Here is a 13,114-nt window from a genome sequence, read left to right on the forward strand (position 1 = left end):
ATCTGTATCTTAACGTTTTGCAGTTCAGTTTTGAATGTTCATTCTATATGAGCATTTAAAGCTTTTTAACTTGTTCTTTGAAAACTGGATAAAACGACATCAAAAAAAGAAACAAACGCAAGATATTCAAATTGTGATCACTTACGTGATTGCAAGTGTAGTACTTTTAACTTTTAGGTTAAGTTAATAAGGGCGCACGGTGGATGCCTTGGCACTAGGAGTCGATGAAGGACGGCACTAACACCGATATGCTTCGGGGAGCTGTAAGTGAGCTTCGATCCGAAGATTTCCGAATGGGGAAACCCACTGCCCGTAATGGGGCAGTACATTTGCGTGAATACATAGCGCATCTGAGACACACCCAGGGAACTGAAACATCTAAGTACCTGGAGGAAGAGAAAGAAAATTCGATTCCCTGAGTAGCGGCGAGCGAAACGGGAAGAGCCCAAACCAAGAGGCTTGCCTCTTGGGGTTGTAGGACACTCTATACGGAGTTACAAAAGAATGAGCTAGACGAAGCGACCTGGAAAGGTCCGCAGGATAGGGTAAAAGCCCCGTAGTCAAAAGTTCATTCCCTCCAGAGTGTATCCTGAGTACGGCGGAACACGTGAAATTCCGTCGGAATCCGGGAGGACCATCTCCCAAGGCTAAATACTACCTAGTGACCGATAGTGAACCAGTACCGTGAGGGAAAGGTGAAAAGCACCCCGGAAGGGGAGTGAAATAGACCCTGAAACCGTGTGCCTACAAATAGTCAAAGCCCGTTAACGGGTGATGGCGTGCCTTTTGTAGAATGAACCGGCGAGTTACGATTACATGCGAGGTTAAGTTGAGAAGACGGAGCCGCAGCGAAAGCGAGTCTGAATAGGGCGAATGAGTATGTGGTCGTAGACCCGAAACCAGGTGATCTACCCATGTCCAGGATGAAGGTGAGGTAACACTTACTGGAGGTCCGAACCCACGCACGTTGAAAAGTGCGGGGATGAGGTGTGGGTAGCGGAGAAATTCCAATCGAACCTGGAGATAGCTGGTTCTCTCCGAAATAGCTTTAGGGCTAGCCTCAAACGTTAGAATCTTGGAGGTAGAGCACTGTTTGGACTAGGGGCCCATCCCGGGTTACCGAATTCAGACAAACTCCGAATGCCAATGATTTATGTTTGGGAGTCAGACTGCGAGTGATAAGATCCGTAGTCAAGAGGGAAACAGCCCAGACCACCAGCTAAGGTCCCAAAGTATTTGTTAAGTGGAAAAGGATGTGGCGTTGCTTAGACAACCAGGATGTTGGCTTAGAAGCAGCCATCATTTAAAGAGTGCGTAATAGCTCACTGGTCGAGTGACGCTGCGCCGAAAATGTATCGGGGCTAAACAAATCACCGAAGCTGTGGATTGATACCTTTGGTATCAGTGGTAGGAGAGCGTTCTAAGGGCGTTGAAGTCAGACCGGAAGGACTGGTGGAGCGCTTAGAAGTGAGAATGCCGGTATGAGTAGCGAAAGATGGGTGAGAATCCCATCCACCGTATGACTAAGGTTTCCTGAGGAAGGCTCGTCCGCTCAGGGTTAGTCGGGACCTAAGTCGAGGCCGATAGGCGTAGACGATGGACAACAGGTTGATATTCCTGTACCACCACCCCACCGTTTGAGTGATGGGGGGACGCAGTAGGATAGGGTAAGCGTGCTGTTGGTTATGCACGTCCAAGCAGTGAGGTGTGAGTGTAGGCAAATCCGCACTCTGTAACATTGAGCTGTGATGGCAAGGACGTATGTCCGGAGTTCCTGATTTCACACTGCCAAGAAAAGCCTCTAACGAGGTGGGAGGTGCCCGTACCGCAAACCGACACAGGTAGTCGAGGAGAGAATCCTAAGGTGAGCGAGAGAACTCTCGTTAAGGAACTCGGCAAAATGACCCCGTAACTTCGGGAGAAGGGGTGCTCTTTTGGGTGAATAGCCTAGAAGAGCCGCAGTGAATAGGCCCAGGCGACTGTTTAGCAAAAACACAGGTCTCTGCAAAACCGTAAGGTGAAGTATAGGGGCTGACGCCTGCCCGGTGCTGGAAGGTTAAGAGGAGTGCTTAGCGCAAGCGAAGGTGCGAATTGAAGCCCCAGTAAACGGCGGCCGTAACTATAACGGTCCTAAGGTAGCGAAATTCCTTGTCGGGTAAGTTCCGACCCGCACGAAAGGCGTAACGATCTGGGCACTGTCTCAACGAGAGACTCGGTGAAATTATAGTACCTGTGAAGATGCAGGTTACCCGCGACAGGACGGAAAGACCCCGTGGAGCTTTACTGTAGCTTGATATTGAATTTTGGTGCAACTTGTACAGGATAGGTAGGAGCCTTAGAGCCCGGAGCGCCAGCTTCGGAGGAGGCGTCGGTGGGATACTACCCTGGTTGTATTGAAATTCTAACCCATACCCGTAACCCGGGTAGGAGACAGTGTCAGGCGGGCAGTTTGACTGGGGCGGTCGCCTCCTAAAGTGTAACGGAGGCGCCCAAAGGTTCCCTCAGAATGGTTGGAAATCATTCGAAGAGTGTAAAGGCAGAAGGGAGCTTGACTGCGAGACCTACAAGTCGAGCAGGGTCGAAAGACGGGCTTAGTGATCCGGTGGTTCCGCATGGAAGGGCCATCGCTCAACGGATAAAAGCTACCCCGGGGATAACAGGCTTATCTCCCCCAAGAGTCCACATCGACGGGGAGGTTTGGCACCTCGATGTCGGCTCATCGCATCCTGGGGCTGTAGTCGGTCCCAAGGGTTGGGCTGTTCGCCCATTAAAGCGGTACGCGAGCTGGGTTCAGAACGTCGTGAGACAGTTCGGTCCCTATCCGTCGTGGGCGTAGGAAATTTGAGAGGAGCTGTCCTTAGTACGAGAGGACCGGGATGGACACACCGCTGGTGTACCAGTTGTTCTGCCAAGGGCATCGCTGGGTAGCTATGTGTGGACGGGATAAGTGCTGAAAGCATCTAAGCACGAAGCCCCCCTCAAGATGAGATTTCCCATTACGCAAGTAAGTAAGATCCCTCAAAGACGATGAGGTAGATAGGTTCGGGGTGGAAGCGTGGCGACACGTGCAGCTGACGAATACTAATCGATCGAGGACTTAACCAAATGGTTTGTTTCTAATATGATGTCTTTTATCCAGTTTTGAGTGAACAACTCAGTAGGGTTTCAATACATGTATTGAAAGCCGAAAAGGTCTAGTGATGATGGCGAAGAGGTCACACCCGTTCCCATACCGAACACGGAAGTTAAGCTCTTCAGCGCCGATGGTAGTTGGGGGTCTCCCCCTGCAAGAGTAGGACGTCGCTGGGCACCAAAGAAAGTCGTTACCGAGTAATCGGTGGCGGCTTTTTTGTATTGATTTTATACGGGAAAAAGCCGAAGGCGACTCTCTTCCTAAGCAGGTGAGCGAGAAAGCGGAGGGGCAAAGAGTTCGAGGAAGCAAGGAAGAGAGAAATCTGTAGCCAATCTGGTTTTGTGAACTCGGAGGGTAATTGTAGGATCACCCCTGCAAGAGTAGGACGTCGCTGGGCACTAAAGGAAGTCGTCACCGAGAATCGGTGGCGTTTTTTTGTTTAGTGTACATCTTTAATGTCGAAAGATATTTTAAGTGTTCGCGCTTAATTTACATTTCCCGGGAAATAGAAACTAGATGTGACAAAGCAAATATAAAAAATAAGAATTACCTAGTATATTTTAACGGAAAAGAGCAGAATATTCATTTGAATTTAAAATTAATGTCTTAATAAATATTATTATGCTGCTAAGGTAAAAGAAATTAAAAAAAGAATAATTATATATAATAATTAGAAATTTCTAATTATTATATTGACTACAAAACAAGGGTGGTGTATTTTAATTATGAAGGATTATTCCAGTATTTATAATTATTTAGGAAATATTATTCTCCATAAACACCTATATAAATTACATCCAGGCAAAAAACTATAAGATTAACTAGCTATATTAATAAATTTAAAGGAGATGAAAATTTGTATGAAGTATTACCGGCGACAAGTAAGTTTTCTAGTTTCTTTGTTACTTATTATTGGTTTACTACCTATTTCGGTAGCAGCAGAAGTTTTAGAAAATGATTTTATTGAGGTAGAAGCTGCACCAGTAGATCCAACAATTAGTGTAGAAGGTCCAAGGCATGAGATTGATTTTGTTGATGAGAGTATAGAAGGTAAATCTGACTTTATTGCTATTTTTACTGAAGAGTATGCTCGAGAAATACTTGTGAAAAAGTTTTGGGTTGCAGTCCAGGTAGACCAAAACAACCGAGTGGTAAGGGTTGTAAGTCAATCCAATAATGGAGCAGTACCTATCTGGGAAGATGAACAATTACTTTCAGTTCCCAAGGGCGGATATATTCTATTAGCACATGATGACTCTTGGGGAAACAAGGATTTCAGAAAATTTTTGGCTACAAACTTTAAAACTGCTGACGTAATTAAATTAAGAAAGAATGGTGAAGTTGTTCCAATTTCAGAATTCATGACAGGAGAAGGGTTACTTGCTGGGATTCAATTAAATAATGAGTTAATGTATACGGTCACAGAACCTCACACGCAAATATCGGGAACCATTAAGAACTTTGAAAGTGGTGAAAGGTACCGGCTATTAGCGAATGGACAAGAAATAAACTTAGCAGCAGACGGTACGTTTAATTTCACACAATCAGTTAGTAATGGCACCAATTATATAGACTTAGAAATTTATAAAAATGATCGCTTGCATGAAACTCAATCGCTGATTGTTTACTTTAAGGATACGAAGTCAGCAAACAAGCAGGTTTTCTTATGGGTTGAACAAGGTCCAAACGCACGTCATTTTCAATCATCAGAGGATGTTTATAATATGCTCGTAAAAGCAAAGGATGCTGGTGTCACGGCAATTGCGTTGGACGTTAAAGGAGTAGAGGGATTTGCAGCTTATAAGGAAAGTGACTTAACTGGGAGGCCATATATTAGTGAAATGACCTCGCCTGCAAGAGCTGGATCAAATCCTAATCTTGATTTATTGATGGAATTTATTACTCATGCCCGTACGCTTGGTTTGGAAGTACATGCAGCGATAAACGTATTTGCAGAAGGGTCTATTGCTCATGGTGAGTACGCGGTGCTTAACAATCATTTGGATTGGGAAGAGGAAGTCTATCGCTATGAGGATGGCGGAGAAATTTTACGATTACGAGATAGTAAATATGGGAAAGGCGGTGCACTAGTTGCATTTGTCAATCCAGCAAACTTAGAAGCTCGTAAATATCAATTAGATACATTTGAAGAGATTATTAAGAACTATGATGTGGATGGAGTGCTTTTAGATCGCGGTAGATATGATAACTACTTTGCGGATTTTAGTGAGGAATCCAGGGTACAATTTGAAGCATATTTGAGTAAAAAGGGGAAAAAACTAACGAATTGGCCGGCGGATATATTCACTTATAACGGTAGCAATCGTATGGATGGGCCACTAATTGATGAATGGTTTACGTATAGATCTAGTGTGATTAAAAGCTTTACAAGTGAAGTAAGGGACTTAGTAGATTCATATAATGTAGCAGAAAATAGAGATGTATTGCTATCTGCTTATGTTGGTTCCTGGTACGAATCTTATTATTTAAACGGAGTGAACTGGGCAAGCCCGACATTCCAATATGATGAAAGACTGAACTATCCACAGGAAAGCCTTTATACAGAGGAATATGCAAAAACAGGTTATACGGAAGACTTAGACTTCCTAATGATCGGCACATATCAAACGACGGCAAATGAAGTGAAAAAGTATATTACGCAAGGAAATATTTTGACTGATGGGAAGCTGCCACTATATGCAGGAATGGCATTGGAGAATGTTCAAGAACCATCTGTTCAAAGAGAAGTATTTCAAGCTGGATTGGCAAATACGGATGGTCTTATGCTTTTCGACTATTCGCAAGCAAACTTTCCTGTTATTAAAGCCTCCATTAATAACGAGGAATATATTAAAGATTACCAGTTGGGAATAAGTAATCCAAAAGAAAACTCTAATTTTATAGAAGGCGATTTCCTCAACATTAACCGAAATGATGGGAATATCAATGTTTACTCAGAAGCTTTTGGACCATCAACTGCAACAAATAAATGGGGGGTTGAAGCGGTAGTCGACGGATCAGGACAGGTTGTCAAAATGGTTAATAAACGACAGGCGATGGAATGGAGTTGGGGCTCACAAGAGGATAATAATAGCCTAATTCCAGAAGGCGGCTTTGTTGTTTCTGCACAAGATCCATCTGGTTCTCGTGAAAAAAGACAAACAGTAGCATTCGCATATGATATTGGTGACGAAGTAAGAGCAGCATTATTAAGTGGATTTTTAGATTATGAAGGAAAAACGTTTAATAACCATAATCTTGAACTCGAAGGAAGTGTTCAAGTAGTTGGTCCAGGTGAAGCAAAAGTAGAGATAAACGGGGCAGAGGCTATTTTAAAAGAAGATGGTAGTTTCACCACTAATGTCGAGCTACAGCCAGGAACAAACAAAATTGAAGTAGTTGTTCATGTAGATGGATATAAAACTCACTTTAAAGTAGTGGAAGTTAATGCAGGAAAACTAACGATTGAAGAATTGAAGGAAGCGGTAGAAAGAACGGATATAAATCCAAATGGGATTAAAAATGCGATTCTTACACAAATCGATAATGCTATGAGAGACTATAAAAAAGCGGCTGAATATAAGGATAAAGGAGAAGAAGAACTAGCAGCTAAGCATCAAGAAAATGGAGATAAAAAGCTTGAAGCAACGATGAAAATGATTGAGCAGCATGCAGGCAAGCATATCAGTGAAGAAGATGCTACAGAGCTTATACGCATGATTGGATTAATTTTACCTAAATAACAAATGTTTTTCATTGTTTGGGGTGTTAGGGAAACTTTAGCGACACCCCAGACTTATGTTGGAGGTATACATATGCACATGGATAAAGAAGTATTGAGGAGCAATTATTGTAATAGAGACTACGAATACCATCTATTAGGTTCTGTAAATGAAGCGAATGGAAAAGTAAACCTTCTCTATGTACAAGATGGCGGAGATTATTTGGAGTTAGGTGAAATTGAGAAGGTCTACAATAGCTTGATAAGAATGTATAAAGAACAAGGTGAAAATCTAATTTGTGTACTGGTATCACCTGGGGATTCGATTGAAAGATGGCATTCCTATGATAGAAGAGGAGCCAATTTTAATAATTATATCTCCTTTTTCAATGAGGAACTTGTACCGTTCGTAGAAGAGAAATTAAATCTGCAGGTAGGCAAAAGAGGACTTCTAGGAGATTCTTTGGGTGCGAATATTAGCTTAAATATTGCTATGCAAAAGCCAGAGAATTGGTCGCATCTATTGTTACAGTCGTCAGCGATATCTCCTAGGGAATTAAGTGATTTAGAAGGTTTCAGTACATTACCCTGGCATGTTTATCAAACGGTCGGCATTTATGAGGATGAGTTTATCTCCCCTATTTCTAATGAAAAGCTATATATCTATTCCCATAATCAGAAAATGTACCAAATCTTTAAGGAAAAAAATACAGATATAGAATACAAAGTGCAAGAGGAAAACCATTTATGGGATTTCTGGCGAAGAGACTTACCGACGGCTCTTCAATACTTTTTGAATAATGGATAATTTCTATCATTATTTTATTAGAGTTAAGACGCATTATCTTTCATTACATAAAAGTGTTGGGAGAGATTGGAATGGAATATAGTATCGGAATAGATATCGGGGGTACTAAGATTGCCACAGGAATCGTAGGACGTGAAGGCAATGTACTGTCTAAAAGAATTTACCCAACCCCTAGTTCTACAAATAAGGAAATAGTAGAACTTTTAACAGAAACAGTGGATGATTATTTAAGGATTGCAACTGAAAAAGGTATGGAACTAGTAAGTGTGGGAATAGGTTCTGCCGGTCAAATAGATTATAAAAGGGGGAAAATACTCTCAGGTACGGTAAATATCAAGGACTGGAACAATATTGATATTAGAAAATCTCTATCTCTTATAACTAACCTTCCAATATATCTTGATAATGATGCAAATACATTTGCTATAGCGGAACATCAGCTTGGAAGCGGTAAAGGTGTGGATGACGTAGTATGCCTAACCCTAGGAACCGGGATCGGTGGCGGAATTATATCTGGTGGGAATGTCATTCGTGGTAAATGGGGAGGTGCAGCGGAATTGGGTCATATGTCTGTGAACTTTAATGGACCAGATTGTAATTGTGGTTCTAAAGGATGTATAGAGACATATGCCTCGGGCACGGGCATCGCCAATAGAATGAAGGAAAAGTTATGTCTCTCTAATCGTGCAGAATTTACTTATTATAAAGAGAATCCTCATCTACTCACGAGCAAAGAGGTATTCGTCTGGAGAGAACAGGGCTCAATTGAAGCAATAGAGATAATCGATCAAACCATAAAAGCATTAACTTTTGGAGTAGTGAATATTATACATACTTTCAATCCATCTATGATTGTTTTTGGAGGTGGGCTAGCTGAGGCGAACAGTTGGCTGATTTCAGAAGTAAAAAAGAGTTTGGAGACAATAGGGATGTCTTCATTAGTAAAGGATGTAGAGTTAAAGATCTCCAAACTGGGTCAAGATGCAGGGCTTATTGGAGCAGCTTATCAAGTATGGATGGATAAAAACTAAAAGGAGGAATTTATATGAATGATGTTTTTAATGAAAACGCGAATATTTTGTGGGTCGATTTTTTAGCAAATGGGGAACGTCTAGCTAACGAAGAGGAACAAGTAAAATTGATCAAACAAGCAGTAGAGTCTGGAATTACACATATGATTATTGATGCCAAGGTGCCTTTTGGTCAAACTACTTATCCAAGCAACTATGCTCACCATATTAGCAGCTGGTCGGATGGCTCATTTAGTGCTTGGGAGAATCGTGATTTTTTAAAAGAGTTTTTAAGTAAGATGAAAGGCATCAAGCACATTAAAGTTTTAGCGAACGTGGACGTCTTTTCGGAAGGTATAACTTCTTCCCGTGATGGAATGGCATACGATAAGCCGGAGTGGCAAATTACATTTTATAACGACGCCGTTTCTAATGAGTCAAATGCAGCTGAATACTCGGATGCGGCTACCATTTTTGTAAATCCAATTCATCCCGAGGTAGTGGAATACGAACTTAATATTATAAAAGAAATCTGTGCCTATAATTTAGATGGAATTGTCGTAGATCGCTGTCGTTATCCTAATATCTATGGAGATTTTAGTGAACGAAGCAGAAGTGGCTTTGAATCCTATATAGATAAAAAAGTCACCAATTGGCCAGAGGATATTTTTACTATCGACAAGGTAACAAAAGAAATTAATCGAGGAACGCTTTTCCCAAAATGGACAGAGTGGCGAGCGTTAAACATCAAGAATTTTGTAAGCAAGGCAAGGGAATTGGTAAAGTCAGCAAATCCAAATCTTATATTTTCTGATTACGTTGGCTCCTGGTACCCACTATATTATAGCGAAGGAGTCAATTGGGGGAGTGAAACATATCATCCAGACCTTGAATGGACATCCAAAACCCATAATGTCTCTGGGCTTGCAGAACAATTGGACTTCATTATGACGGGCTGTTATTACCCAGAAGTATATGTTGAAGAAGCCGAACAAAATGGACGTCCTGCCGAGTGGTACAGTGTTGAAGGTGCAATTGATAAAAGTCTGGAAGTCATTAACGGTAGTATCCCTGTTGTAGGAAGTCTATTTCTGAAAGACTATACAAACAATCCAGATCAATTTAGAAAAGCGATTAGAATGTGTAAGGAAAAATCAGCTGGCGTCATGATCTTTGATACGGTGTATTTAGAGGAATATAACTGGTGGGATATCCTTGCTGAGGAACTGAATATATCTAAGGAAAGCTAAAGAGGGATGCATATGAGAAAGCTAGCTTTAATACCAGTAGATGCAAGACCAGTAACCTACGACTTACCGAAGGATCTTGCTCAACTAGCAGATTGGGAAGTAATTACACCCCCAAAATCAGAGCTTGGTTTTTTAAAGGAAGCAGCTAACTTTTCCGCTTTGTTTCAGTGGATTGAAGATATTTCGGAAAGTGTAGACGGTTTCGTAATTTCCATTGATATGCTTCTTTACGGTGGCTTGGTTCCTTCTAGAATTAATAACGAAAGTGAATCGATCATCCGGCAAAGATTGGATTGGTTAGTAAAGATAAAACAGCTATATCCAACTGTCCAGTTAATGGCATTTAGCTCGACGATGCGAATCTCCAATAATTACGTCAATCAAGAGGAAAAGGATTACTGGAATGTGTATGGAAAAGAACTATGGGCTTATTCATATCATTACCACCTATTTCAAAAGTATCAATTGAATGCGGACCGGGACATTATGAATGATTTAACAAGTAAAATTCCAGATCATCTTCTTGCAGACTATATAACGAGTAGGGAACGAAACTTTAAGGTAAATCTAACCTTAATAGATTATGTGGAAAAAGGGATTATCGATTTGTTGATATTTCCTCAGGATGACACGAGTGAATACGGTTTGAATATTATGGAACAGGAGCAATTAAAGGAAAAGATTTTTCAAAAGGGTCTGTATGAAAAAATATTTATTTACCCAGGAGCAGATGAAGTTGCAAGTGTACTTACCTCTAGAATGATCTATGAATTAGAGAAAGAAGCATTCCCAACATTCTATCCGATATACAGTGGTATGAAGGGTGCGTTATCTATAGCAATGTATGAAGACCGACCTCTTTTTGAGTCTGTAAAAGGACAAATTTATGCTTTTGGTAGCCATACAGTTGAACACCCTGAGGAAGCAGATATTGTAATTGGAGTAAATGTGCCGGGTAGGAAACAAGGTGATTTGGCCTTACAAGTAAATTTAAATGAAGTAGATACAAATGACAGAAATATAGGCGAGTGGATAAGAAAACTCCGCTATTATTTTATGCGTGATAAATTAGTTGCAATTGCGGACGTTGCTTATGCAAATGGGGCAGATCGGACGATGATTCCTCAGTTGTTATCAGTCTTTTCAATTGAAGAACTTTCTGGATTTGCCGCATGGAATACAGCAGGCAACACGATTGGTACCACTATAGCGCAAGCTGCTTTAGTTTATTTAGCTGCTAAACAAGGAAGAGTGACCAGCCAAGTAAAAGATAAGCAAATTTTAATCCGATTACTCGATGATTACATATATCAAACAATTGTCAGACAGGAAGTTAGAAAAACAGTAGATGAAGAACAAGTTCAAAACGACGTGCTATTGGAAAAGGTAAGGGAATTATTTAAAGAATCATCGACTACATTTATCGAACAAACCAATATGAAATACGAGGTAGATTCTATTTATCTTCCTTGGGATCGATCATTTGAGATTGGTATAGAGGTAAAGTCGTATGAACAGGAGGGTTTCTCTTGAAAAAAGATATAGCAATCATAGGCGGAGGTATTGGAGGCTGTATGGCAGCACTGTCAGCAGTCAAGCTAGGAAAGAAAGTGGTCATGACAGAGGAAACGAAGTGGATTGGTGGCCAGCTAACAAGTCAAGCAGTACCACCCGATGAGCATCCATGGATAGAAGAGTTTGGCTGCACAGAGACATATAGGAAGTTTAGAAACGAAGTAAGAGACTATTATAAAAAGAATTATCCCTTAAACGAGAATGCAAAAAATAATAATCGTTTGAATCCTGGAAACGGCTGGGTTAGTAGAATTGCACATGAACCAAGGGTTGCTTTAAATATTTTATATGACTTTCTACAGCCTTATCTATCGAATGGACAAATCGAGCTATTGCTGGAGCATAAAATTACTAGAGTAGAAGTTAATAATGATGAAATTAAACAAGTATATGTACAAAACCTTTTAACGGAAGAGGAAATAGAAATTGAAGCACAATTTTTCCTCGATGCTACGGAACTTGGTGATGTATTACCGTTAGCTGGTGCAGAATATTCTATAGGGGCTGAGGCGAAGAGTGAAACAGCTGAGTACCACGCTTTAGATGTAGGTGACCCACAAGATATGCAATCGATAACACATGTATTTGCCTTAGAGTTTGCTGAAGGGGAGAACCATACAATCGAAAAACCGGAGCAATATGAATTTTGGAGAAACTATCAAGCCCCATTTTTAAAGCATAAACAAATAAGTGAGTATATACCAGAGGCTGATACAGGTGAATCTAAGAAACTACCATTATTCAATGACGATAGCGGCAAGCTACCATTATGGGAATATCGTAGAATCATTGACGCTAATCAATTCACAAATGAATTCTTTAAAGGTGATATTTCTCTGATTAATTGGCCACAAAATGATTATTGGTTAGGATCAATTATTGATGTAAGTCCCGAAGAAAAGGCTACTCATTTAAAAGGAGCGAAACAGTTAAGCCTTTCATTGTTATATTGGCTACAAACGGAAGCGCCAAGAGCTGATGGAGGCATGGGTTATCCAGAGCTGAAGCTAAGACCTGATATTACAGGAACGCATGATGGTTTTGCAATGCATCCATACATCCGTGAGTCTCGTAGGATTAAAGGTTTACAAACAGTCGTAGAAGAAGATATAAATGCAGATCTACGAGGGGAAGCAGGGATTAAAACGTTAGAAAATTCAGTTGGAATAGGCGCCTATCGAATAGATTTACACCCAACAACGAAAAGTAATCGATTATTTTATGCAAAAAGCTATCCATTTGAAATCCCATTGGGCAGCCTAATACCCGTGAGAATAAAGAATTTAATCCCTGCTTGTAAAAATATTGGAACAACTCAAATTACCAATGGTTGTTTTAGAGTTCACCCTGTGGAATGGAATATAGGAGAAGCAGCTGGAACACTAGCCGCATTTTCTATTAACTCGGATATAAGTTTACATGAAATATATAATAGCCCAGATCGAATTAAGGAATATCAAAGTCTGCTAATGGATAGAGGCATCAGCCTTCACTGGCCAGAAATCACGACTATATAAATCCTACTAAGAAAAAAGTCTTAAAATTCAAAAAATTAAATTGACATGAATATTCTGGAAGGATATAGTTGGAATAGGAGGAAATATTCGCTTTTATTTA

General features: G+C 40.6%; 6 protein-coding genes and 2 rRNA genes. All 8 read left to right on the forward strand.

Going from position 1 to position 13,114, the window contains the following annotated elements:
* The first annotated feature begins 176 nt into the window (after positions 1–176).
* Positions 177–3,105, forward strand: a 23S ribosomal RNA gene (locus tag MKX96_RS03630).
* 88 nt (positions 3,106–3,193) lie between these two features.
* Positions 3,194–3,309: ribosomal RNA gene (rrf, locus tag MKX96_RS03635) — 5S ribosomal RNA — on the forward strand.
* Between the two features lie 684 nt (positions 3,310–3,993).
* Positions 3,994–6,876 (forward strand): hypothetical protein, encoded by a 2,883-nt coding sequence (locus tag MKX96_RS03640; protein WP_340882046.1) that lies wholly within the window; start codon positions 3,994–3,996, stop codon positions 6,874–6,876.
* Positions 6,877–6,948: 72 nt separating this feature from the next.
* A complete protein-coding gene (locus MKX96_RS03645; protein ID WP_340882048.1) occupies positions 6,949–7,662 on the forward strand; it encodes an alpha/beta hydrolase in 714 nt (237 codons plus the stop codon).
* Positions 7,663–7,733: 71 nt separating this feature from the next.
* Positions 7,734–8,693: an ROK family protein gene (locus MKX96_RS03650; protein WP_340882049.1), complete on the forward strand. Its 960-nt coding sequence runs from the start codon at positions 7,734–7,736 to the stop codon at positions 8,691–8,693.
* A 14-nt stretch (positions 8,694–8,707) separates the two neighbouring features.
* Entirely contained in the window at positions 8,708–9,922 is a 1,215-nt protein-coding gene (locus tag MKX96_RS03655) for an alpha amylase family protein (RefSeq protein ID WP_340882052.1), read from the forward strand.
* A 12-nt stretch (positions 9,923–9,934) separates the two neighbouring features.
* On the forward strand, positions 9,935–11,455 hold the full coding sequence (locus MKX96_RS03660) for a DUF4127 family protein (RefSeq protein WP_340882054.1): 1,521 nt from the start codon (positions 9,935–9,937) through the stop codon (positions 11,453–11,455).
* Complete coding sequence (locus MKX96_RS03665; RefSeq protein WP_340882056.1) at positions 11,452–13,014, forward strand: FAD-dependent oxidoreductase; 1,563 nt, start codon at positions 11,452–11,454, stop codon at positions 13,012–13,014. The genes MKX96_RS03660 and MKX96_RS03665 overlap by 4 nt, the downstream gene beginning before the upstream one ends.
* The last annotated feature ends 100 nt before the right edge of the window (positions 13,015–13,114 follow it).

The sequence above is a fragment of the Psychrobacillus sp. FSL W7-1493 genome (genome assembly GCF_038004905.1).
Taxonomy (GTDB): Bacteria; Bacillota; Bacilli; order Bacillales_A; family Planococcaceae; genus Psychrobacillus.